We start from the raw sequence: 23,169 nt of genomic DNA, 5'->3' as shown, positions 1-23,169 counted from the left end.
CTATACGTCGTACAAGTTGAACTATACGACGTACAAGTACGACGTATAGGAGATGCTGTGGACAGGAAGTGGTGGGCGCTCACGGCCGTGACGCTCGGGACCTTCATGACGTACCTGGACAACAACGTGGGCAACGTCGCGTTGCCGACGATCCAGCGGGAGCTGCAGCTGACCGTCTCAGGGCTTGAGTGGATCGCGACCGGCTACATCCTGGTCTTCGCCGGGCTGATGCTGGTCGGCGGGCGGCTGGCCGACCTGTTCGGCGCCCGGCGGGTGTTCCTCGCGGGCCTGACGGTCTTCACGCTCTCCTCGCTCGCGGCCGGGCTGGCGACCTCGGGCGCGACGCTCATCGCGGCCCGCGCCGTGCAGGGCGTGGGCGCGGCGATGCTGACCCCCACGGCGCTCTCGCTGCTGACGCAGATCTTCCCCGACTCCGGCGAGCGCGGCAGGGCCGTGGGCATCTGGAGCGCCTCAGGCGCGTTGTCGATGGCGCTCGGCCCGGTCACGGGCGGCTTCATCAGCGAGAACCTGCACTGGGGCTGGATCTACCTGATCAACGTGCCGGTCGGGGCGGTCACGCTCGGGCTCGCGCTCTGGGCGGTACGGCCCGCGTTCGTCCGGGTACGGCACAGCCTCGACCTGCTCGGGCTGGCCACGTCCGCGCTGGCGCTGTTCGCCCTGACCTACGGGCTCATTGAGGGCGACGGCGCGGGCTGGACCTCGCCCGAGATCCTGGCCGCCTTCGGCCTCGCCGCGGCGTCCGCGCTGGCCTTCGTGCTCGTCGAGGCGCGCTCGGCCGAGCCGATGATCGACCTGTCGCTCTTCAGGGCCCGGGTGTTCAGCGGCGGCATGCTCACCACGGGCATCTGGTCGTTCGGCGTCTTCGGCATCTACTTCTTCAGCGCGCTCTGGCTGCAGAACGTCCTCCGCTTCACCCCCACCCAGGCCGGGGCCGCGTTCGTGCCGATGGCGCTGATCATGGCGGTCGTCGCGATCCTGTCGCAGCGGGTCGGCCGGCGGCTCGGCATCGGCCCGACGGTCGCGCTCGGCCTGGCGTTCATGGCCGTCGCGATCTTCATGCTCTCGGGCGTCGGCGCCGACGGCGGGTACGGCGACGTGCTGCCCTGGTTCGCGCTGTACGGCGCGGGCGCGGGGCTGCTCGTGCCGCTGACCGCCGCGATCCTCGGCGGGATGCCCCAGGGCAGGTCCGGTGTCGCCTCGGGGGTGCTGAACGTGTCGCGGGAGGTGTTCGGGCTGCTCGGCATCACGGTGCTGGGCGCAATCCTGACGTCCGGGCAGAGCGCCAGCGGCAAGCCGCCGCTGGCCGCCTTCCTGGACGCCTACCAGGTCACGCTGGTGATCGCGGCCGTGATCGTGCTGGCGGGGATCCCGGTGAGCCTCTACGCGCTGCGCGCCCGCCGTACCCCCCGCGAGACGGACGCGCCTCAGGCCGCCTCCACCGTGGTGGGCTCGGCGAACTGAGTGCGGTACAGCTCCTCGTAGCGTCCGCCGGCTGCCAGGAGCTCGGCGTGCGTGCCGCGCTCGACCACCTGGCCGTCCTCGACCACGAGGATGAGGTCGGCGGCGCGGATCGTGGACAGGCGGTGCGCGATCACCACGGCCGTCCGGCCCTGGAGCGCCTCGCCCAGCGCCTCCTGCACGGCCGCCTCCGAGGTGGAGTCGAGCGCCGCCGTGGCCTCGTCCAGGATGACCACCCTGGGCCTGGCCAGCAGCAGCCGGGCGATCGTCAGCCGCTGGCGCTCGCCGCCCGACAGCCGGTAGCCGCGCTCGCCCACGACGGTGTCGAGGCCGTCCGGCAGCGACTCGATGAGCGCGGCCAGCCTGGCCCTGCCCAGCGCGTCCCAGACCTCCTCCTCACTCGCCTCGGGCCTGGCCAGCAGCAGGTTCGCCCTGATCGTGTCGTGGAAGAGGTGGCCGTCCTGAGTGACCATGCCGAGCGTGTCGCGGATCGAGTCGGCGGTCAGGTCGCGGACGTCCACGCCGCCGAGCCGCACCGCGCCCGAGTCGACGTCGTAGAGCCGGGGCAGGAGCTGCGCGACCGTGGACTTGCCCGCCCCCGACGAGCCCACCAGGGCCACCATCTGGCCGGGCTCGGCCTTGAACGAGACCCCGTGCAGCACCTCGACCCCGCCCCGGCTGTCGAGGACGGCGACCTCCTCCAGCGAGGCCAGCGACACCTTGTCGGCCGCCGGGTAGGCGAACCGGACGTCGTCGAACTCGACCGTCACCGGGCCGTCGGGAACCGTGACCGCGTCCGGCTTCTCCTGGATGAGCGGCTTGAGGTCGAGCACCTCGAAGACCCGCTCGAAGCTGACCAGCGCGCTCATCACGTCCACCCTGGCGCTGGCCAGGGCCGTGAGCGGCGCGTACAGGCGGGTCAGCAGCAGCGCCAGCGCCACGACCGAGCCGGGTTCGAGCTGGTCGCGCAGCGCGTAGAAGCCGCCCAGGCCGTAGACGAGCGCCAGGGCCAGCGCCGACACCAAGGTCAGCGCCGTGACGAAGACCGACTGGGTCATGGCGGTGCGCACGCCGATGTCGCGCACCCGCCTGGCCCTGGCGGCGAACTCCGCCGACTCGCGGGCGGGCCTGCCGAACAGCTTCACCAGCGTCGCGCCCGGCGCGGAGAACCGCTCGGTCATCTGCGTCCCCATGGCCGCGTTGTGGTCGGCCGCCTCCCGCCTCAGCCTGGCGATCCTGGTGCCCATCCGACGGGCGGGCAGCACGAACACCGGCAGCAGCAACAGCGCGAGCAGGGTGATCTGCCAGGAGATGCCGATCATCACGGTCAGCGTCAGAACGAGGGTGACGACGTTTCCTGCCACGCTGGACAGCGTGTCGGTGAAGGCCCGCTGCGCGCCGATCACGTCGTTGTTAAGCCGGCTGACCAGCGCGCCGGTGCGGGTCCTGGTGAAGAACGCGACGGGCATCCGCTGCACGTGGTCGAAGACGGCGGTGCGCAGGTCCAGGATCAGCCCCTCGCCGAGACCCGCCGACAGCCACCGGGTCACCAGGCCGAGACCCGCCTCCGCCAGGGCCAGCCCGGCGATCAGCGCGGCGAGACCTCCGACGACGCCGAACGGCTCGCCCTTGACGATGGCGTCCACGACCCGGCCCGCGAGGACCGGCGAGACCACCGCCAGCGCGGCCATCACCACGCTTATCAGCAGGAACAGCGTCAGCCGTTTGCGATGCGGACGGGCGAAGGCCGCAACGCGACGGAGCGTCGCCCTCGACAGAGGGCGACGCTCCTTCTGGTTGTTCATCGAATAAAGCTGGTGCCAGGCGGTCATCTCCATGCTCATGGCATGGAAGCCTAGAACCTCAAGTCAACTTCAGGTCAACTACCGATCTTCTTGCCCTGGCCGTGCCAGGCCACCGCGACCGACGGGCGCGGCTGGTCGCCGTCCGGCCAGCGGCTGGCGGGCTTGTCGGGGGTCGCGCCGTCGATCTCGCCCGGGTGCTGCACCGCGACGAAGACACTGAGCTGGTCCTCGGTCACCATCGGCCCGCAGGTCTCGGCGCCGACCGGCACCGTGAGGAACTGGCGCAGGTGGCCACGCTCCTTGCCCTTCAGCGGCATCACGAACATGCCGTCGTTGCTGCCGAGCTGGTTGCCGTCGGTGGCGATCCACAGGTTGCCGTCACGGTCGAAGGCGACGTTGTCGGGGCAGGAGATCGGCGAGACCTGGGTCTTGTCGTACCCGGCGAAGTAGGTCGCGGGGTCCTTCGGGTCACCACAGACCAGCGGGAGCGACCAGGCGAACGTCGTCGCGCCCGCGTCGTCGCGCTTCTCCACCAGCTCCAGGATGTGGCCGTGCTTGTTGGACGGGCGCGGGTTGGCCTCGTCCACCTGCGCGGCGGTGCGGTTGGTGTTGTTGGTCAGCGCCACGTACACCGCGCCGTTGACCGGGTTGCGCTCCATGTCCTCGGGACGGTCCATCTTGGTCGCCCCGACCTTGTCGGCCGCGACGCGGGTGTAGACCAGCACCTCGGTGGCGGTCATCCCCTCGACGTGCGACTCATCGCCGCTGACCAGCGGGATCCACTCGCCGGAGCCGTCGAACGCGCCGTCGGACGGCAGCTTGCCCGACCCGTCGATCTCCTCCTTGGGGCTGTCGCCCGTGAACTTGGCCACGTACAGCGTGCCCTCGTCGAGCAGCGTGCGGTTGTGCCGGTCGAAGCCCTGGATGTAGCGCTTCTTCGAGACGAACTTGTAGATGTACTCGAAGCGGGAGTCGTCGCCCATGTAGACCACCAGGCGGCCGTCACGGGCCAGCGTGGTGTTGGCGGCCTCGTGCTTGAACCGGCCGAGCGCGGTGCGCTTGATCGGCGTCGCCTCGGGGTCGAACGGGTCGATCTCCACGATCCACCCGAACCTGTTGACCTCGTTCGGGTGCTTGGCCAGGTCGAAGCGCTCCTCGATCCGGTCGAACCGGCGGCTGCTCGACGGCGTGCCGCTCGGGATCGTGTAGCGGGACATGTAGGGCTTCTGCGCCGCGGGCACCTTGTCGCCGTTGACGAAGTACTGGTCGAAGTTCTCCTCGGCCGTCAGCACCGTGCCCCACGGCGTCACGCCGCCCGAGCAGTTGTTCAGCATGCCGACCGGCTTGAGCCCCGCCTGGTCGGCGGCCGTCTTGAGCAGGTCGGAGCCCGCGGCGGGGCCGCTGAACTTCATCGGCGTCTGTGCGGTGACGCGGCGGTTGTAGCGGCGGCGTCCGTCGGTGACGAGCTTCCACTGGCCGGTCTTGCCCGCCCGCTCGATCTCCACGACCGAGCCGCCGTGCGCGGCCAGCGCGATCTTGATCTGCTCCTCGGTGGCCGCCGCGCCCGTGGTGTAGCCGCGGAACATCAGGTTCTCGTCGGTGTACTCGTGGTTCACCCAGAGCAGGGCGCGGTCCTTGCCCATCGGCAGCAGGGTGACGTAGTCGCAGTTGTAGCCGAACTGCTTGGCCTGGGCCTCGGCGCTCTGGTTGGCGAAGTCGAAGGCGGGCGCGTCGGGGAGGACAGGGTCGCCCCAGCGCACCACGACGGCCTGCTCGTAGCCCTCGGGGACGGTCAGCGCGTCCTCGGTGTTCGGCGGAACCGGGGTGAAGCGGATGTTCCCGCCGCCCTTCAGGGTCTCCGCCTCCGCCGTCTCGGCCACGGGGTCGTCGGCCAGGGCCGGCACGGCCCCCGCGACACCGGCGCCCACGACGAGCGCGCCCAGCGCGCCGGCGCGCAGCACGCCGCGGCGGGACAGGGCCTCCTTGACGACGTCGCCGAAGTAGGAGTTCGCGCTGGTGTTCGCAACGTCGTGCGCACAGGCGTTGCCGCATCGGAACTGACAGGTCAGCGCGGAACGGCCGGCCTTGTGCGGGGTGGAAAGCAGTGGCAGCAGCCGGCCGGGCGTGGGGTTCGCCACAGGTCCTCCAAGTTGTGCTGTTTGCGCCGTTTGTGCGCAGTCGTTCGGCGGGGACGTTACGGTCACCGTCCAAACCGGAAGTGAACGGCGGCCTCCGGCACGGTGAACGCTTCCGGGGAGACACCAGATGGACAATGGTGAGGTGCCACCACGCAAACTCGACTTGGAGAAGGTACGGGCCGCGCTTGACGCGCAACTGGTCGCGCTGGACGAGCCGCCCTTCGACGGCCCCGCCACCACGCTGCCACGGGCGCTCGTCGCGGCCGTGCTGGCCGCCTACGACCGCGGGCTCCAGCCCGAGCGCGACGCCGCCCGGCAGGCCGTCAGGTATCTGCTCGACAGGCTCGCCACCGCCGCGCCCGGCCGGACCGTCGAGGTGCGGGTCCCGCCGTACGCCGCCGTCCAGGCCATCGCCGGGCCCCGGCACACGCGTGGCACACCCCCGAACGTCGTCGAGACCGACGGGCGCACCTGGATCGAACTGGCCCTGGGCCGCCTCACCTGGGGCGAGGCGATGGCGAAAGGCGCCGTCTCGGCCAGCGGGTCCCGGGCCGACCTCTCCGAGCACCTGCCCCTCCAGGACGATCCGACCGGCTAGCGTGGCCGGTTCATCCAGGGGAACTTCTGCTCGAAGCAGCGGTCGGCGAGCTGGCCGGGCAGTTGGCCGCACTCCTGCACCACGTTCCAGAACCAGACGGCCACGATCGCGAACAGCACCAGCGCCAGGACGCTGAGCACGATGCCGGTGATGGCGCGGCCCTTGCCCACTCCCCTGCTGACCGCGACACCGCCGAAGACGATCGACAGGATCGCGGTGATCAGACCGGTGAAGCAGACGAACACCAGGAACGGGCTCGCCACGCCCAGCACCAGGGAGGCGGTGGCGAGGCCGCTGCCGGGCCTGGGCGGCTGGTAGCCGGGCGGATACTGGCCCGCCCCGCCGGGCGGCGGGTACTGGCCGCCGCCGCCAGGCGGCACGTACTGCCCCGCACCGCCGTACTGGCCGGGCTCGCCGTACTGGCTCGGCCCGCCGTAGGGGCCCTCGCCGCCGGTCGGCGGGTACCGGCTCTCGCCGCCGGGCGGCGGGCCGTAGGGCGGTCCGCCTCCACCTGGAGGGCCGCCGTACGGACTGGAGGGCGAGGTGCCGGGGACGGCCGGCTCGCCCGGAGGCGGCTCAGGGCGCGGCTCCTGGGTACCGCCCCCGGCGCCGTAGGTGGCCTCAGGGCCGTACTCCTTGGGGCCGCCCTCGTACGGGGAGCCCGGGGCGGCCTGCTCGCCCTGTGCGGCGAACGAGGGCCTCTCGCCCTGGGTGGTCGGTTCGTACCGGGATGGCGCCGGAGCGCCGGGGCGGCCGGGTTCGGGCTCCGCGGACGTGCCCTCCCATCCCGGGTAGGGAGGCGTGGCTCCCGGGACCGGGAACACCCGGGTCTCCTCGGCGCTCGGCCGCTCGAACGCGACGGTCCGCTCGGCGTCCGGAGGGCCCTTGTCCGCACGGCCCGCCTCTGAAGGACCCGTATCCCCGCGGCCCGCCTCCGGAGGGCCCGCGCCGCCGCGGCCCGCGTCCGGCGGCATCTTGGGGCGCGGGGACTCCGAGGGCTCCGGCGTCTCCGGCGAGTCGGGCAGGTCCGGGTGGTGCGGCCCGCCGGGCCCGCCGCCCGGCCCCGGAGCCGGCCCCGGCTGCGGCGGCGGGGCAGGGCCCTCCGGGCGCGGCACGATCGGCGGGACGGGCGTGATCGGCTCCTCCGCCTTCGCGGGCGCACCAGGCCCGGACTCCGGCCCCCCGGGCGCGCCAGGCTCCCTCCCCGGCCCCTCAGGCGCCCCTGCCTCGCGTCGCCCGCCCTCCGGGGGTTCGGCCGTGGGGTGGCCGCCCGACGGCTTCTCAGGCGGCTCCTCCGTCCTCCCCTCGCCCCACCGAGGGGTGGCAGGGGTCTCCTCGGGCTCTTCGGGACGGTCCTCGCGCGGGCGGTTCGGGTCCCCAGGTGTGGTCACGTCTGCGTCTCCCGACGGGTCGGAATGCCGGATACTTCACTTTTTCTCGGAAGCGCCCGCCAAAACCCTGCGACACGGCAATCATCCGTTCACTCTTCGGTCACCAAACGTCCAAGCGAGGTCGCGGAAGCCCTGGTCGCGCAGGCCGTCCTGCCCCACAGGCGGGGAACGCCATGAGAGAGGGCCTGACGGGCCCCTGAACACCTCGCCGGTGAGATCATCCGCGGCGGATCGAACGCGGGACAGGCCCGCCCACGCCCACTGATCCGGCCCCCGGGTGTGCGAGCAGGGAAGCGGCCGACCTAGACTGAAGCACGTGCTGAAGGGCGACGGCCGGATCGGCCATGACCTGGACCCCAGTGACCGTGCACCCAAGGACGCCTGCGGTGTCTTCGGCGTCTGGGCGCCAGGCGAGGAAGTTTCCAAACTCACCTACTACGGGCTGTACGCGTTGCAGCACCGCGGCCAGGAGTCCGCTGGCATCGCGGTCAGCGAGGGCAGCCGTATCCTCGTCTACAAGGACATGGGCCTCGTCGCCCAGGTCTTCGACGAGTCCGTGCTGGGCACGCTGCGCGGCCACCTGGCGATCGGCCACTGCCGCTACTCCACCACCGGTTCCAGCGTGTGGGAGAACGCTCAGCCCACGCTGAGCTCCACCGACGTCGGCGGGCTCGCGCTGGCCCACAACGGCAACCTGATCAACACACCCGTGCTGGCGGAGCGGCTGGCACCGGGGGCCACCAGGGCGACCACCGACACCGAGGTGCTCACCACCCTGCTCGCCCAAGACCGCAGCCGGTCCGTCGAGGACTCCGCCGTCGAGCTGCTGCCGCAGGTCAAGGGCGCGTACTCGCTGGTGTTCATGGACGAGAAGACCCTCTACGCGGCCCGCGACCCGCAGGGCATCCGCCCTCTGGTGCTCGGCCGCCTGGAGCGGGGCTGGGTGGTGGCCTCCGAGACCGCCGCCCTCGACATCGTGGGCGCCACGTTCGTCCGCGAGATCGAGCCGGGCGAGCTGCTCACCATCGACGAGCGCGGCGTCCGCTCGCGCAGGTTCGCCCTGGCCGAGCCGAAGGGCTGCCTGTTCGAGTACGTCTACCTGGCCCGTCCCGACACCACGATCGCGGGCCGCGGCGTGCAGGTCACCAGGGTCGAGGTGGGCCGCGTGCTGGCCCGCGAGCACCCCGTCGAGGCCGACCTGGTCATCCCGACCCCCGAGTCGGGCACGCCCGCGGCCGTCGGCTACGCCCAGGAGAGCGGCATCCCGTACGGCCAGGGCCTGGTGAAGAACTCCTATGTCGGCCGCACCTTCATCGAGCCGTCGCAGACCATCAGACAGCTCGGGATCCGGCTCAAGCTGAACCCGCTGCGCGAGGTCGTCGCAGGCAAGCGGCTGGTGGTGGTCGACGACTCGATCGTCCGCGGCAACACCCAGCGCGCGATCGTCAAGATGCTGCGCGAGGCGGGGGCGCGCGAGGTGCACGTCCGCATCTCCTCGCCGCCCGTGTCGTGGCCGTGCTTCTACGGCATCGACTTCGCCACCAGGGCGGAGCTGATCGCGGGCTCGCTCACGGTCGAGGAGATCCGGGCCTCGCTGGGGGCCGACTCGCTCGGCTACATCTCGCTGGAGGGCCTCACCGAGGCCACCACGATCCCCGCCGACCGGCTCTGCCGGGCCTGCTTCGACGGCTCCTACCCCATCCCGATCGACCAGGACAACGTCGGCAAGTTCGTGTTGGAGAGCAAGGCGTGAGCGAGCGAAGCAATGGGCCCGGCAGCACGTACGAGGCCGCGGGCGTCGACATCGAGGCGGGCGAGCGCGCCGTCTCGCTGATGAAGGACAAGGTGGCCCGTTCGCGCCGCCCGGAGGTGGTCGACGACGCCAGCGGCTTCGCCGGCCTCTTCGACGCCTCGGCCCTGCTGCGCTACCAGCGCCCGCTGCTGGCGACGTCCACCGACGGGGTGGGCACCAAGGTCATGATCGCCCAGCGCTACGGCAAGCACGACACGATCGGCATCGACCTCGTCGGCATGGTCCTCGACGACCTCGTGGTGTGCGGGGCCGAGCCGCTGTTCATGACCGACTACATCGCCTGCGGCAAGGTGGTGCCGGAGCGGGTCGCCGAGATCGTCGGCGGCGTCGCCGAGGGCTGCCGGCTGGCGGGCGCGGCGCTGGTGGGCGGCGAGACGGCCGAGCACCCCGGCGCGATGGGGCCCGACGAGTACGACCTGGCGGGCGCGGGCACGGGCGTCGTGGAGGCGTCCGCGCTGCTGGGCCCCGACCGGGTCCGAACCGGAGACGTGGTGCTGGGGCTGGCGTCCTCGGGCGTCCACTCCAACGGCTACTCGCTGGTGCGGCACGTGCTGCGCGAGGCGTCGCTGTCGCTCGACGCCGTGCTGCCCGAGCTGGGCAGGCCGCTGGGCGAGGAGCTGCTCGAACCGACGCGCATCTACTCGCTCGACTGCCTGGAGCTGGCCCGCACGCTGGACGTGCACGCCTACGCGCACATCACCGGCGGCGGCGTCGAGGGCAACATCACCCGCTCCATGCCCGGGCATCTCGACGCGGTCCTCGACCGCTCCTCCTGGACTCCCCCGCCCGTCTTCCAGGTGCTGGCCGGCCACGGCCGCATCGCGCAGAAGGACATGGACAGGACGTTCAACCTGGGAGTCGGCATGGCCGCCGTGGTCGCCCCCGAGAGCGCCGACGAGGCGATCCGGCTGCTGGGCGCCAGGGGCCTCGACTCGTGGGTTCTCGGCGAGATCGTGCCGGGCACGGGCCAGGCCCGCTACCGCTGAGCGACGACAAAGCCCCACGGATGGTTGTCCGTGGGGCCCGACGCTTGACCGAGGGCCGGCGACGCCGGAACCTCGGCCACGTCAACCAGATGAACGGCTATCGGCGGCCGGACGTACGGTCATCGTCGTCGTCTCCGGCACCGTAGTCATCGGCGTAATCGGCATAGCGATCCGCCAGCTCGTCGTTGAGGTCGTCGGCGTCATTACTGGAGTCTCCGACCCCGAGTTCATCGCGAAGACGATCAAGATCTGTGCCACCGCTGTTGTACTTCAGCTGGCGAGCAACCTTGACCTGCTTGGCCTTTGCTCGGCCGCGCCCCATTGGCTCGACCCCCTCGTGTGGGGTCGTCCCCGACCCCTCGTCGCTAACGCACCACACACTGACGCCGCCTGACTTCGGGCGTCAGCCTATCGTTCGCCTATTACCGTACCTGTTTTGTGCCCAGCTCGGTACGTCGTATGGACGTGGGGCGTCAGTGGCCCAGCCAAATCGCCCGAATACGTCCGACTTCCGACATTCTGCGCTCGGCCAGCCTATCGGCTGCCACGGCGGGGGGAACGCCCTCGTCGGCGGCGATTGCGAAGATCTTCAGAGTCGTGTCGTAGATCTGGGCCGCCTTGGCTCTGGCGCGCTCCATGTTGAAACCCTCGATCTCGTCTGCGACCTGAATCACACCGCCGGAGTTGACCACGTAGTCGGGGGCGTACAGGATGCCGCGCTCGGCGAGCTGCTTCTCGACGCCGGGGTGGGCGAGCTGGTTGTTGGCCGCACCGCAGACGATCGACGCCTTGAGCTCGGCCACGGAGGTGTCGTTCAGCGCCCCTCCCAGGGCGCAGGGGGCGAAGACGTCGAGGTCGGAGGTGACGAGGGCGCGGGCGTCGGCGACGACGTCCACCTCGGGGTGGCGCTGGCGCACCCGCTCGACGGCCTGGGGGCTGACGTCGCACACGACGACCTCGGCGCCGTCCTCGCGCAGGAGGTCCACCAGGCGGTGGCCGACCTTGCCGACGCCCTCGACGCCCACCCGCCTGCCGTGCAGCGAAGGCGTGCCGAACACGCGCTCCGCCGCGGCGCGCATGCCCTGGAAGACGCCGAACGCGGTGAGGATCGAGCTGTCGCCGGCGCCGCCGTGCGCCAGGGTGCGGCCGGTCACGTAACGCGACTCGCGCGCGACGATGTCCATGTCCTCGCTGTAGGTGCCCACGTCACAGGCGGTGATGTAGCGCCCGCCGAGCGACTCGACGAACCTGCCGTAGGCGCGCAGCAGCGCCTCGCTCTTGTCGCGCGTGGGGTCGCCGATGATGACGGCCTTGCCGCCGCCCAGGTCGAGCCCGGCGAGCGCGTTCTTGTAGGCCATCCCCTTGGCCAGGTTGAGCACGTCGGCGAGGGCCGCCTGCTCGTTCTCGTAGGGGTAGAACCTCGTTCCCCCCAGGGCCGGGCCGAGCACGGTGTTGTGGATGGCGATGATGGCACGCAGGCCGCTCTGCTCGTCGGCGCAGAACACGACCTGCTCGTGGACGTCCTTGTGGGACGACCCGAAGACGTCGGTCACGGTAGTGACTCCCTGTCCGGTCCGCCGCCTCTTTGCGGCGGAGATCACCTATCAGCGTAGTAGCCACAACGGTGCAAGCAGGTTGTCTTCATGACACGATGCCTCCGTGCTGCCCTATGCCGCGTACCTCCGCGTCTACGAGCCGCTGACCGCGTTCCCCGAATCCGAGCGCAAGGTCTGGGCCGACTACGCCGACTCCCGTGACCGTCCGCGCCGTGCCAACGCGCTCAACGCCGAGCACGACGAGTCCGTCAGGCGCCTGCTCGGCATGCCCCCGCATCCGGCACCCGCCCAGGAGAGCCACAACGCCTATCTGCGGCGCGTAGAGGACCGTCTGTACGTGTGTCCCTGGCAGACCCGGTTGCGCTCGTGGCTGGCCTTCTCGAAGCTGCGTGGCGGCACTCCTGTGAAGCTGATGGACCGTCTCGTCCCCAAGGCGATCGCCGACCAGACGGCCGACGACTTCGACCGGCACAAGCGCAGCCAGGGCTCCTCGGCGCTGCGCACCCACATCCGCACCACCGCGTGGCACGTGCCAGCGTCCTGGTTCGTGCCGTTCGACGGGAACGAGCGCTGGCTGGTGCTCGGCTCGGCCAACCCCGGCCAGGACGTGACGACCGCTACGGGCCGCAACCTCATCTACGTGACCTCCATGGCCCAGGCCAGGCGGCGCTCGGCGCGGGCGCTGCAGGTCCTGCGCAGGCACCTGGGCGACGCGGCCGCCAACTTCGACGTCGAGGACGTGGCCCGCTGGCTGGAGGAGTTCCACCCGCACTCGCTGGTAGAACTCGACTACGGCGGCCTGGTCCACCTCATGGACGACGACGCGCTCCAGGCCGACCAGTCGGTGGCCGAGCTGGCGGCGGCCCTCACGGGTTTGGACACGGGTCAAGAAGAGCTTGCGTTCGCCATGTACCAGAGGGTCGTCCTTCGATGGAAGTCAATGCAACTTCTGGAATCTGCCAACTGAGCCCCATTGCGACCGTCTGACCTGCATGAGTAGGTCATGACTCGCGGCTACTCGCTTCTGCGAGAAGAGTAGTTTGCCGTTTTCACTGCGATACCACGAAACGTGTCGCTAGAATCACCGAGCGTGACATCGCCATGTGGGCGGGCAGTTGGGTCAAAGAAGGGCTCGCCAATCGCTCTGCGTGGCGGTATGGTCACTTCGGGTGATGCCGCATATGGTCCAGAAAAGCCGCACGCTTCGGGCCATAGGGGGACATCCGTGACACGCGCAACCGCAGTCGCCGGATCGCTACGAACGGTCCACACGGAGGAGAGGCCGCACAAATGTCAGCTCGTACACCCGAGGCCGAGCCACTGCTCACGCCCGCCGAGGTCGCGACCATGTTCAGGGTCGACCCCAAGACCGTCACCCGGTGGGCCAAGGCGGGCAAGTTGACGTCGATTCGTACACTCGGCGGTCACCGGCGCTACCGGGAGACCGAGGTTCGGGCACTGCTCGCGGGCATTCCGCAGCAGCGCTCGGAGTAATGCCGAGATCGTCACGAACCTCAGGGGGGTTGAACGGTGGGCCAGGTTCCCAAGCCCGGTCCACCTTTGTGACGACGACACGTCGCAACGGGAGCTGGCGCCGCCCGCCCGGCGCCATCCTTCCCTCCCTCAGGCCAACTGCTCCCGGGTGAGCAGTTCCAGGAGCCTGTTGACCTCGCCGTCGTAGCCGGCGGCCACCCCCAGCAACGCCACCATGTGGTCGACGAGCATCTTCTCGAGCGTCGCACGCTCGATGTCACGGTGTTCGAGCCAGTCGAGGCCCGCGGTCTCGACCGAGGCGATCCACGAGCGCAGGGTGGTGCGCAGCACCGGGCTCGGCTCCTCGACCCTCATCTGCTTCTGGATGAGGCGGAACAGGCGGCGGCGCACGCCGTCGACGATCTCTCCCACCTCGCCCGCCCGGTTGGCCGGACCACCGCGCAGCAGCGCCGCGAAGCCCGCCGCGTGCTCCTCGACGAAGTCGAAGTACCGCCTGAGCCCCGAGGCCAGCTCGTCGAGCGGCCTGCCGCCCTCCTGGGGCCGCAGCCGCGACTCCAACTGCTCCGCCGCGCTCCTCAGCGCCGCCACGTAGAGCTCCTGCTTGCCGCCGAAGTAGTGGTAGACCAGGGCCCGCGAAGCGCCTGCCGCCGAGGCCACGTCGTCGATCGAGACATCTTCGGCGTCGCGCGTGCTGAACAGCTCCAGGGCCGCCGCCATGAGCTCCTCGCGACGGCGGTCGACGCTGAGCCTGCGGCGGGCCGGTCGCGCCGTCTCGGCTGGCTTCCCGGGTGTCACACCTGCACAGTAGCCGACCCCCTACCCGATAGCGGACGTGTGACCTTCAGGTCAATATCAGCCTTCCCTAACCTGAGGCCGTACCCTGCGGGGAACTCGATCGTTTGGTGAGACAGGTGCCCATCTTCGCATCGCGGGGGAGACACATGTCAGGACCACCCGTCAACACTTCAACCATTACCGAGCTCCGCGAAGCAGACGCGGTGCCTCGGCCCCGGCCCACGATCCGCAACGTCGCCGAGCGGGCCGGCGTCTCGAAATCGCTGGTCTCGCTGGTGCTGCGCGGCTCGCCGCACGTGAGCGAGCACCGGCGCGAGGCCGTGCTCCAAGCCGCCAGGGAACTCGGCTACCGCCCCAACGCGGTGGCCCGCAGCCTCGTCGAGGGCCGCACCCACCTCGTCGGCGCGCTCGTCGCCGACCTGCACAACCCGTTCTACGCCGAGTTCCTCGACGGCTTACAGGAGAGCCTGCACGGCGACGGACTGCGCATGCTGATCGGGAACAGCCAGTGGGACCCCTCCTTCGAGGACGAGGCCGTGGAGGCCTTCCTCGAGCTCAGGGTCGACGGGCTGGTCCTGCTGGGCATCGCGCCGACCAGCGAGACCCTCATCGAGGCCACCTCCTACACCCCGACCGTCGTCGTAGGGGAACGTGACATCGAGCTCAACGGCGTCGACATCGTGGTCGACGACGACCAGCTCGGCGCCCGCCTGGCCATCGACCACCTGGTCGAGTTCGGCCACAAACGGATCGCGCACATCGAGGGCCCGCGCCCCTCACGCTGCGAGGGCTACCTCGTAGCGATGCGCAGGCACTCGCTCGCCCCGTTCATCATGGTCGAGCACGCCGAGTCGACGGAGGAGGGTGGCAGGCAGGCGGCGATGGCGCTGCTGACCCGCGACCCGAGACCCACGGCGATCTTCGCCGCCAACGACGCGGTGGCGCTCGGGGTGCTGTCGGCGGCCGGCGAGATGGGCCTGCGGGTGCCCGAGGACCTCTCGGTCGTCGGCTACGACAACACGCACCTGTCGGCCTCGCAGCACATCTCGCTCACCTCCGTCGACCAGCCCAGACGCACCATGGGACGGTCGGCGGCGGCGCTGCTCAGCGACCGTATCGGTGATCCCGCCAAGGTCGCCAGGCTGCGCCAGGTGACACCCGAACTGATCGTGCGGCGCAGCACGGGTCCGGCCTAGGAAATCCCAAGGCTGGGTCAACCCGCCCAGCCACAACACGGCACGTTGGTTTACTCATCAGGGTCATGCGGTGGTGAGGTGTGACCGGACTTTGTTCGGTCACAAGCTGATCCGGGGGGACAGTCATGCGTGATCCAGAACTGGTGTCCTGCGCCCAGCGCGCTGCGTCCGAGCTCGAACGCGCCTGGGCGCAGTGGCGCGCGTCCAGGGGCAGGAGCGGCGACACCGGGGCGGAGTCCGTGGCGAGCTACGTGGCCCACTCCCTCGACCACCCGTGGGGCCGCCCCCGTGTCGTGCTCGGGCTCGACGCCGAGGAGGCGCGGGAGCTGGCCGCGCTGCTCCAGCGGCAGGAGGTCGGCGAACGCGTCTGGTGACGGCCCGGGTTGGCGTAAGTTGGAGTTCATGCGAGCTTTCCCAGCGTCCGTCCTCGCCATCTGCGGCCTGATCGCCACCGGCTGTGGCGGCGCCGTCACCGGTGGCGCGTCGGCGGGCCGGGCCGCCGAGCCGGCCCCGGCCCCGCCCGCGCAGGCCGCTGGCGTCGCGACGGCCAAGCCTCTCGACGGCAAGGTCGTCGTCATCGACCCAGGTCACAACGGCGGGAACTACAAGAACCCGGCGGCCGTCAACCGCAAGGTCAACGTGCTGACCAAGTGGAAGCCCTGCGACACCACCGGCACCGAGACCACCGGCGGCTACACCGAGGCCGCCTTCACCTGGGACGTCTCCAACCGCCTGGTCAAGCTGCTCGAGTCGCGCGGCGCCAAGGTCACGCTGACCAGGTCGAGCAACACCGGGGTCGGCCCCTGCATCACCGAGCGGGCCGCCATCGGCAACAAGGCCAAGGCCGACGCCGCGCTCTCCGTGCACGCCGACGGCGCGCCTCCGGCCGGGCACGGCTTCCACGTGATCATGCCGAAGAAGATCAACGGTCCGGTCGACCCGGTGGTGGGCAAGTCCAGCAAACTCGGCGTGGCCGTCCGCGACTCCTTCAGGAAGGGCACCGGTCTGCCGTACTCCACCTACATCGGCAGCAAGGCCCTCGACTACCGCTCCGACCTGGGCGGGCTCAACCTCTCGACGGTGCCGAAGGTCTTCGTCGAGTGCGGCAACATGAAGAACCCCGCCGAGGCCGCCAAGTTCCAGGATCCGAAGTTCCGGCAGCGGATCGCGCTGGCGCTGGCCGACGGATTGCAGCACTATCTCGAAGCATGATTCCTCGCGCGAACCTGCACAACCCACTGTCTGGTTCCTACGAGCTGACCACGGGCGCCGCGATCTCCGGGCCCGCCGACCTGGTCGACGCCGTCCGCCTCGCGCTGCCCTTCCTCGACCTGCGTCCCGGTGATGCGGGCGCGATCGAGCTGCGGCTGGACCCCGCGCTCGGCCCGGAGGACTACCGGCTGGTCACGGGGTCGCGCGGGGTCGAGATCGCGGCGGGCGGCCGGGCGGGCGCCTTCTACGCGGGGCAGACGCTGCACCAGTCGCTGCCCGACGCGTCCTACCGGTTCACCACGCGGGAGGGGTGGATCGTTCCGGGGGCGCGGATCGAGGACTCCCCCCGCTTCTCGTGGCGCGGCCTGCACCTGGACGTCGCCCGGCACTTCTTCCCCAAGTGGGAGATCCTGCGCCTGCTCGACCTGATGGCCGTGCACAAGCTGAACCGGTTGCACCTGCACCTGGCCGACGACCAGGGCTGGCGGGTGGAGAGCCGGGCCTACCCGCTGCTGCACGAGGTGTCGTCACACCGGCCGCGCACGGCGTCCAACTACCACCGCGAGCCTGAGACCTACGACGACCTCCCGCACGGCGGCTACTACACGCTCGACGACCTGGCCGAGATCGGCGCGTACGCCCGCGCCAGGGCCGTCACGGTCGTCCCGGAGATCGACGTGCCCGGCCACGCGTCGGCCATCCTGGCGGCCTACCCGTCGCTCGGCGCCACCGGGGAGCGGCACGACGTCCTGCACCGCTGGGGCATCTCCTCGGCGATCCTGTCGCCGACTCCGCCGACCGTGGAGTTCCTGACGGCGATCTTCGACGAGCTGATCGGCGCGCTCGGCGAGACCCCGTACGTGCACATCGGCGGCGACGAGGTCGTCCTCGACCGCTGGTCCGCCTCGCCGGAGATCACCGCGTACGGCGAGTCTCTCGGCCTCGAGTCGGTGGTGGACCTCCAGGGGTGGTTCCTGAGGCGGCTCGCCGACGCGCTCGCCGAGCGCGGCTCACGCGCGGTCGTGTGGGATGAGGCGTTCGTCAGCGGCCGGCTGCGCCAGGACACCGTGGTGATGCCGTGGCGCGGCATGGGCGTCGGCCGCCGGGCCGCCGCGGCCGGGCACGACGTGGTGGCGACGCCGGTGTTCCCGCTGTACTTCGACTACGCGGAGTCCGCCTCCCCCGACGAGCCGATGGCGATCGGCGACACCATCACGGTGGCGGACGTCGCCGCGTTCGACCCCGCCCCCTCCAGCTGGACCGCCGAGGAGCGCTCCCACGTCCTCGGGGCGCAGGGGCAGCTGTGGACCGAGCGCGTCCCCGACGCCCGCACGCTCGACTACCGCGTCTGGCCGCGCGCCTGCGCGCTGGCCGAGGTGACATGGTCGGGCGGCGGCGACGACTTCGACGAGCGCCTGCGCGCCCACCTCGGGCGGCTGGACGCGCTCGGCGTGGAGTACCGCCCCCTGGAGGGGCCGCACCCGTGGCAGCGGCGACGCCCGCACCGGCCGGGCACGGTGAGTGTCGCCGATGTGATGTCCCGCCTCGACACCATGACCTACGACGCGGAGTCCACCCGCCCGAGTGTGTGACCCACCGCCTGCGCCCGGCCGGCCCTCTGACTCTCAGGAGACAGTCGGCGGCCGGTCGTGCAGGATGCGCTGGAAGAGCAGGTGGTCCTGCCAGACCCCGTTGATCGCCAGGTACCGGGGAGCCCGGCCGATCAACTCGAACCCGGCCTTCGCCAGGACCCGCTGGGAGGCCACGTTGTGCACCAGGGTGCCCGCCTGGATCCGGTGCAGGCCGAGCTGTTCGTCCGCCGCGTGCAGGACCGCCTGGACCGCCAGGGACGCGATGCCCCTGCCGTTGTACTCACCGTCGACCCAGTAGCCCAGGTTGGCGTTGCGGAACGGCCCCATGACGATGCCCGACAGGGTCATGGTGCCGATCATCCGGTCGCCGTCGACGAGGATCAAGGGGACCAGCTGGCCCAGGCGCTGGGTCTCGACCATCTCCCTGATCCGCGCCCGCTGCCCCGCCAGGGTGAAGAACTCGGGCGCGCGGCGCGGCTCCCAGGGGAGCAGGTGCTCGCGGTTGCGTTCGTAGGCCGCCAGCATCGCCTCCGCGTCGGCCTCGACGACGGGGCGCAGCAGGATGCCGTCCTTGAGCGGCGTCGCTTCTGTGATCATGGCCCCACTCTAGGGGCGGTGCGGCCGATGGCCTCGGCGACCGAGGTGAGGCCGTGCCGCCTGACCCGGCGGGCCAGCTGCCGGTGGATGCGCGAGGCCCACAGCGGGCCGCCGTAGATCCAGCCGGTGTAGCCCTGCACCAGGGTCGCGCCCGCCAGCAGGCGCTCCCAGACGTCGTCGACGTCCTCGACGCCGCCGACCGACACCAGCGTGATCTGGTCGCCCACCCGGGCGCGCAGGCGGCGCAGCACCTCCATCGAGCGCACCTTCAACGGCCGCCCCGACAGGCCGCCCGTCTCGCCGCCGTGCCTGATCGTGGTGTTGGTCGCGATGATGCCGTCGAGCCCCAGCTCCAGCGCCAGGTCGGCGACGGCGTCGACGTCCTCGTCGGCGAGGTCCGGGGCGATCTTGACGAGCAGCGGCGTGCGCCGGGGAGTGCCGTCGGCGACCTCCTTGACCGTGGCGAGCAGCGGGCGCAGCAGCTCGACCGCCTGCAGGTTGCGCAGCCCCGGCGTGTTCGGCGAGCTGACGTTGACCACCAGGTAGTCGGCGAGCGGGGCGAGCTCCTTGGCGCTGGCCGCGTAGTCGGCCGCCGCCTCGGACTCCGGCACCACCTTGGTCTTGCCGATGTTGACCCCGACCACCACCGGCACCCCGCGGACGCGGCGCAGGCGGCGCGCGGCGGCCGCGGCCCCGGCGTTGTTGAAGCCCATCCTGTTGATGATCGCCCGCTGCGACACCAGCCTGAACAGGCGCGGACGCGGGTTGCCCGGCTGGCCGTGCGCGGTGATGGTGCCGACCTCGACGTGGCCGAAGCCGAGCGCGGCGATGCCCTCGGCGCAGGCGGCGTCCTTGTCGAACCCGGCCGCGAGCCCGAGCGGCCCGGGGAAGTGCACGCCGAACGCGCTGACCCGCAGCGCCGGGTCGCGCGGCGCGAGCGCACGGTAGAGCAGCCGCTTGACCAGCGGCAGCGACGAGAGGACCGCGAAGGCCCTGACAGTGAGATGGTGCACGGCCTCGGCGTCGAAACGCCGCAAGACCTGCGAGAACACGAGGCGATACATCAGACTCAGGCTACCAAGCCGGCCTCGTGCGCGATGATCGCGGCCTGCACCCGGTTGCGCACGTCCAGCCGGGTCAGGATGGTGCTGACGTACGCCTTCACCGTGCCCTCCACGATGTGCAGCCTGCGGGCGATCTCCGCGTTCGACAGCCCGGCTCCGAGCAGGGCGAGCACCTCGCGCTCCCGCTCGGTCAGCGCCGCTACGCGGTCGCGGGCGGCGGCTCCGCGCGCCATCCGGCCGCCCGACAGCTGCGCGATGACCCGCTGGGCCACCTTCGGCGACAGGTACGCCGCGCCCTCGGCGACCGCGTGGACACCGGCGATCAGCTCGCGCGGGTCGCCCGCCTTGAGCAGGAAGCCGCCGGCTCCCACCTCCAGCGCCTTGGCGATGTAGTCGTCCTCGCCGAAGGTGGTCAGCATCACCACGGACGTGCCCGGCGCGGCCCTGCGAATCTCGGCCGCGGCCGCGAGGCCGTCGAGCTTCGGCATCCGGATGTCGAGCAGCGCGACGTCGGGGTGGTGGCTGATGGCCAGATCGACCGCCTCCCTGCCGTCGGCGGCCTCGGCGACCACGTCCAGCTCCGGGTCGGAGGCGAGGATGGCGCGGACTCCGGCGCGGATCATGGCTTCGTCGTCGGCGAGGAGTATGCGAATCACATCTCTATAGTGGCCGACGTGGCACAGGTGAAAATCTACGGGCGCCGCGACGTGTGGGCGGGCCGGCAGCGCGAGGTGTCCGACTGGCTGCACTCCTGCCTGGTGAGCGCGTGGGGGCTGCCGGAGGACAAGCGGTTCCACCGGTTCCTGCTGCTGGACGCCGACGACCTGGTCTGCCCGATGCGGAGCGAGAGCTACCTGATCATCGAGGTGATCTGCTTCACCGGCCGCAGCGACGACGCGAAGCGCGCGCTGATCCGGGCCGTCTACGAGAAATCCGGGTACGCGGCCGAAGACATCGAGATCACCATCATCGAGATGCCCAAGGTCAACTGGGGCATCCGCGGTGTCCCCGCCGACGAGCTGGCGCTGCCGTACACGGTCGAGGTATAGCCGATCCGCCGCTCCCCCGCCGACCAGCAGCAGAGGCAGCGCTGAGCGGGCGGTATGGTCCGACTCATGAGCACTCACTATGACGTCGTCGTTCTCGGCGCGGGTCCGGGGGGATACACGGCCGCGGTCCGCGCCGCCCAGCTCGGGCTGCGCACAGCGGTCATCGAGGAGAAGTACTGGGGTGGCGTCTGCCTGAACGTGGGCTGTATCCCGTCCAAGGCGCTGCTGCGTAACGCCGAGCTGGCCCACATCTTCAACAACGAGGCCAAGACCTTCGGCATCAGCGGCCAGGTCAGCTTCGACTACGGCGCGGCCTTCACGCGCAGCCGCAAGGTGGCTGACGGCCGGGTCAAGGGCGTGCACTACCTGATGAAGAAGAACGCCATCACGGAGTACGACGGCCGCGGCACCTTCCTGGACTCCAACACGATCCAGGTGAACGGCGAGACGATCACCTTCGCCAACTGCATCATCGCCACCGGTGCCTCGACCCGGTTGATCCCCGGCACGTCGCTGTCGGAGCGGGTGGTGACGTACGAGGAGCAGATCCTGTCCGACCAGCTCCCGGCCAGCATCATCATCGCGGGCGCGGGCGCGATCGGCGTGGAGTTCGCGTACGTCCTGCACAACTACGGCGTCAAGGTGACGATCGTGGAGTTCCTCGACCGCATGGTGCCGCTGGAGGACGAGGAGGTCTCGGTCGAGCTGGCCAAGCGCTACAAGCGGCTCGGCATCGAGGTTCTCACCTCGACCCGGGTGGAGAACATCGAGGACACCGGCGCCTCCGTCAAGGTGACGGTCACCCGCGACCAGCAGCAGCAGGTCCTGGAGGCCGACAAGGTGCTGCAGGCGATCGGCTTCCAGCCGCGCGTCGACGGCTACGGGCTGGAGAAGACCGGTGTCGCGCTCACCGACAGGGGCGCCATCCAGGTCGACGGCCGGGGCCGCACCAACGTGCCGCACATCTACGCCATCGGCGACGTCACGGCCAAGCTGATGCTCGCGCACGCCGCCGAGTCGATGGGCGTCATCGCCGCCGAGACCATCGCGGGTGCCGAGACCATGGAGCTGGACTTCGCGATGATCCCGCGCGCGACGTACTGCCAGCCGCAGGTGGCCAGCTTCGGCTACACCGAGGCGCAGGCCCGCGACCTGGGCTACGACGTGAAGGTGGTCAAGTTCCCGTTCACGGCGAACGGCAAGGCCCACGGCCTCGGCGACGCGGTGGGCTTCGTCAAGCTCATCAGCGACAACCAGTACGGTGAGCTGCTCGGCGGCCACCTGATCGGGCCCGAGGTCACCGAGCTGCTGCCCGAGCTGACGCTGGCGCAGCAGTGGGACCTCACCGTGCACGAGGTCGCCCGCAACGTGCACGCCCACCCGACACTCGGTGAGGCGGTCAAGGAGGCGATCCACGGCCTCGCGGGGCACATGATCAACATGTGAGCCGCCCGCGTGATCGGTACGGCGCGGGCCGTACCGATCACCGCCAGAAGTACAGCCCCGCGACCAGCAGCAGCAGGCTGATCACGGACGAGACGGTGCGCAGCGTGTTCCAGCGCGTCCAGCGGGGTGAGAACCCCTGCCACTGCACCTCCCCCGCCTCCAGCGCGTTGTTCAGTGGCACGTTGACGGCGCCCGTCACCATGAGCGCGCCCACGAAGTAGACCACTCCGGCGGCGAAGAAGGCGATGGCCGCGCCGCTCTGCCCGAGCGGCAGCACGAGCCCCCCTGCGGCGACGGACGCGACCGGGGCCAGCACGAAGGCCGACAAGAATCGCGGATTGAGGATCTTCCTGTTCATGCTGCGCATGGACTCTGCCGCCTGATCTGCGGCGACCGCGTCGAGGCCGGGCACGACGGACGTGGAGAAGGCGTGGAAGGCGCCCGCCATGAGGCCGTTCAGGACGATGGCGAGGGCAGCGGCGATCAGCGCCAGAACCGACAACATGCCCACATAATCCCCCTTATGTCCTGTCCTTGCATTGTTTTATCCGCGCGTATAACTTTATCCGCATGGATAAGAATCTCTGGCCCCTGGTCCGGGCCCTCTTCGTCGTCATGCTGGTGATCTCGGTCGCGACGCTCGCCGTCGCCGCGGTGGTCGGCGGCACCTGGGTGGTGTGGCTGCGCGGCGGGGCGGTCGCCGCCGCCTCCGCCTGGCTGGTCGCGCTCTCCGGGCAGGCCGCCGACGGCAGGCGGGCGGCCTACGTCCGTATCCGGTTCATCTCCACCATCGCGCCCCTCGGGATCATCCTGATCCTGGTCGCGCCGGACAGTGGCTATCCGCTGTGGATGAAGGTGGAGCAAGGTGTCATCGGGGTCGTCCTCGCCGCCGTCGCCGTCCTCGTCAACCGCCGGGCCGTACGGCAGGCGTTCCCCAAGCGTGGCAAGCTAGGCTGAC

At 70.6% G+C, this 23,169-nt stretch carries 23 protein-coding genes; 13 read left to right on the top strand and 10 right to left on the bottom strand.

Features of this window, described 5'->3' with window-relative positions:
- Positions 1–57: 57 nt before the first annotated feature.
- A complete protein-coding gene (locus tag ABZ297_RS07780; protein ID WP_355341063.1) occupies positions 58–1,482 on the top strand; it encodes an MFS transporter in 1,425 nt (474 codons plus the stop codon).
- On the opposite strand, the gene ABZ297_RS07775 is transcribed toward ABZ297_RS07780, so the two are convergent.
- Positions 1,446–3,323, bottom strand: a complete 1,878-nt coding sequence (locus ABZ297_RS07775; RefSeq protein ID WP_355341060.1) for an ABC transporter ATP-binding protein — start codon at positions 3,321–3,323, stop codon at positions 1,446–1,448. The two genes, ABZ297_RS07780 and ABZ297_RS07775, sit on opposite strands and share 37 nt — an antisense overlap.
- A gap of 35 nt (positions 3,324–3,358) precedes the next feature.
- Positions 3,359–5,422 (bottom strand): PhoX family phosphatase, encoded by a 2,064-nt coding sequence (locus ABZ297_RS07770; protein WP_355341057.1) that lies wholly within the window; start codon positions 5,420–5,422, stop codon positions 3,359–3,361.
- A gap of 127 nt (positions 5,423–5,549) precedes the next feature.
- Between ABZ297_RS07770 and ABZ297_RS07765 the strand changes: the two genes are divergently transcribed.
- On the top strand, positions 5,550–6,020 hold the full coding sequence (locus tag ABZ297_RS07765) for a sterol carrier family protein (RefSeq protein ID WP_355341055.1): 471 nt from the start codon (positions 5,550–5,552) through the stop codon (positions 6,018–6,020).
- Here the strand turns inward: ABZ297_RS07765 and ABZ297_RS07760 are convergent.
- Positions 6,017–7,411 carry a hypothetical protein gene (locus ABZ297_RS07760; RefSeq protein WP_355341053.1) on the bottom strand — a complete coding sequence of 465 codons (1,395 nt, stop codon included), beginning with the start codon at positions 7,409–7,411 and terminating at the stop codon, positions 6,017–6,019. The two genes, ABZ297_RS07765 and ABZ297_RS07760, sit on opposite strands and share 4 nt — an antisense overlap.
- 316 nt (positions 7,412–7,727) lie before the next feature.
- Here ABZ297_RS07760 and purF point away from each other — a divergent pair, with 316 nt between their 5' ends.
- Positions 7,728–9,164, top strand: a complete 1,437-nt coding sequence (gene purF, locus ABZ297_RS07755) for an amidophosphoribosyltransferase (RefSeq protein WP_355341050.1) — start codon at positions 7,728–7,730, stop codon at positions 9,162–9,164.
- A complete protein-coding gene (gene purM, locus ABZ297_RS07750) occupies positions 9,161–10,210 on the top strand; it encodes a phosphoribosylformylglycinamidine cyclo-ligase (protein ID WP_355341047.1) in 1,050 nt (349 codons plus the stop codon). The genes purF and purM overlap by 4 nt, the downstream gene beginning before the upstream one ends.
- Positions 10,211–10,307: 97 nt before the next feature.
- On the opposite strand, the gene ABZ297_RS07745 is transcribed toward purM, so the two are convergent.
- Positions 10,308–10,532 carry a DUF3073 domain-containing protein gene (locus ABZ297_RS07745; protein ID WP_350812090.1) on the bottom strand — a complete coding sequence of 75 codons (225 nt, stop codon included), beginning with the start codon at positions 10,530–10,532 and terminating at the stop codon, positions 10,308–10,310.
- A 151-nt stretch (positions 10,533–10,683) separates the two neighbouring features.
- Positions 10,684–11,763 (bottom strand): Glu/Leu/Phe/Val dehydrogenase dimerization domain-containing protein, encoded by a 1,080-nt coding sequence (locus ABZ297_RS07740; protein WP_355341044.1) that lies wholly within the window; start codon positions 11,761–11,763, stop codon positions 10,684–10,686.
- Positions 11,764–11,869: 106 nt separating this feature from the next.
- On the opposite strand from ABZ297_RS07740, the gene ABZ297_RS07735 reads away from it, so the two are divergent.
- Together ABZ297_RS07735 and bldC are read left to right on the top strand one after the other, a co-directional pair.
- A complete protein-coding gene (locus ABZ297_RS07735; protein WP_355341041.1) occupies positions 11,870–12,733 on the top strand; it encodes a hypothetical protein in 864 nt (287 codons plus the stop codon).
- A 323-nt stretch (positions 12,734–13,056) separates the two neighbouring features.
- On the top strand, positions 13,057–13,260 hold the full coding sequence (gene bldC, locus ABZ297_RS07730; RefSeq protein ID WP_013133571.1) for a developmental transcriptional regulator BldC: 204 nt from the start codon (positions 13,057–13,059) through the stop codon (positions 13,258–13,260).
- Between the two features lie 129 nt (positions 13,261–13,389).
- On the opposite strand, the gene ABZ297_RS07725 is transcribed toward bldC, so the two are convergent.
- Complete coding sequence (locus ABZ297_RS07725) at positions 13,390–14,055, bottom strand: TetR/AcrR family transcriptional regulator (RefSeq protein ID WP_355341036.1); 666 nt, start codon at positions 14,053–14,055, stop codon at positions 13,390–13,392.
- Positions 14,056–14,258: 203 nt separating this feature from the next.
- Between ABZ297_RS07725 and ABZ297_RS07720 the strand changes: the two genes are divergently transcribed.
- From ABZ297_RS07720 to ABZ297_RS07705, 4 genes are all read left to right on the top strand, one after another.
- Complete coding sequence (locus tag ABZ297_RS07720) at positions 14,259–15,251, top strand: LacI family DNA-binding transcriptional regulator (RefSeq protein ID WP_355341033.1); 993 nt, start codon at positions 14,259–14,261, stop codon at positions 15,249–15,251.
- 125 nt (positions 15,252–15,376) lie between these two features.
- Complete coding sequence (locus ABZ297_RS07715) at positions 15,377–15,625, top strand: hypothetical protein (protein ID WP_355341030.1); 249 nt, start codon at positions 15,377–15,379, stop codon at positions 15,623–15,625.
- 28 nt (positions 15,626–15,653) lie between these two features.
- Positions 15,654–16,463 carry an N-acetylmuramoyl-L-alanine amidase gene (locus ABZ297_RS07710; protein ID WP_355341027.1) on the top strand — a complete coding sequence of 270 codons (810 nt, stop codon included), beginning with the start codon at positions 15,654–15,656 and terminating at the stop codon, positions 16,461–16,463.
- Complete coding sequence (locus ABZ297_RS07705) at positions 16,460–18,055, top strand: beta-N-acetylhexosaminidase (protein WP_355341024.1); 1,596 nt, start codon at positions 16,460–16,462, stop codon at positions 18,053–18,055. Before ABZ297_RS07710 ends, ABZ297_RS07705 begins: the two co-directional genes overlap by 4 nt.
- 33 nt (positions 18,056–18,088) lie before the next feature.
- On the opposite strand, the gene ABZ297_RS07700 is transcribed toward ABZ297_RS07705, so the two are convergent.
- From ABZ297_RS07700 to ABZ297_RS07690, 3 genes are read right to left on the bottom strand one after another with little or no spacing between them, the layout of a single operon-like run.
- Positions 18,089–18,652, bottom strand: a complete 564-nt coding sequence (locus tag ABZ297_RS07700; RefSeq protein WP_355341021.1) for a GNAT family protein — start codon at positions 18,650–18,652, stop codon at positions 18,089–18,091.
- Positions 18,649–19,716: a quinone-dependent dihydroorotate dehydrogenase gene (locus tag ABZ297_RS07695; protein ID WP_355341018.1), complete on the bottom strand. Its 1,068-nt coding sequence runs from the start codon at positions 19,714–19,716 to the stop codon at positions 18,649–18,651. Before ABZ297_RS07695 ends, ABZ297_RS07700 begins: the two co-directional genes overlap by 4 nt.
- Before the next feature lie 5 nt (positions 19,717–19,721).
- Entirely contained in the window at positions 19,722–20,372 is a 651-nt protein-coding gene (locus tag ABZ297_RS07690; protein WP_355341015.1) for a response regulator transcription factor, read from the bottom strand.
- Positions 20,373–20,390: 18 nt separating this feature from the next.
- Here ABZ297_RS07690 and ABZ297_RS07685 point away from each other — a divergent pair, with 18 nt between their 5' ends.
- Together ABZ297_RS07685 and lpdA are read left to right on the top strand one after the other, a co-directional pair.
- Complete coding sequence (locus tag ABZ297_RS07685) at positions 20,391–20,765, top strand: tautomerase family protein (RefSeq protein ID WP_355341012.1); 375 nt, start codon at positions 20,391–20,393, stop codon at positions 20,763–20,765.
- 66 nt (positions 20,766–20,831) lie between these two features.
- Positions 20,832–22,211, top strand: coding sequence for a dihydrolipoyl dehydrogenase (lpdA, locus tag ABZ297_RS07680; RefSeq protein ID WP_355341009.1), 1,380 nt, complete (start codon positions 20,832–20,834; stop codon positions 22,209–22,211).
- A 37-nt stretch (positions 22,212–22,248) separates the two neighbouring features.
- On the opposite strand, the gene ABZ297_RS07675 is transcribed toward lpdA, so the two are convergent.
- Positions 22,249–22,716: an anthrone oxygenase family protein gene (locus ABZ297_RS07675; protein ID WP_355341006.1), complete on the bottom strand. Its 468-nt coding sequence runs from the start codon at positions 22,714–22,716 to the stop codon at positions 22,249–22,251.
- Between the two features lie 65 nt (positions 22,717–22,781).
- Between ABZ297_RS07675 and ABZ297_RS07670 the strand changes: the two genes are divergently transcribed.
- Positions 22,782–23,168, top strand: coding sequence for a hypothetical protein (locus tag ABZ297_RS07670; RefSeq protein WP_355341003.1), 387 nt, complete (start codon positions 22,782–22,784; stop codon positions 23,166–23,168).
- Position 23,169 lies beyond the last annotated feature (1 nt).

The organism is Nonomuraea sp. NPDC005983 (assembly GCF_040614375.1).
Taxonomy (GTDB): domain Bacteria; phylum Actinomycetota; class Actinomycetes; order Streptosporangiales; family Streptosporangiaceae; genus Nonomuraea.
Note: the sequence above shows the minus strand (reverse complement) of the source record. Positions and strands in the feature narration are given on the sequence as shown.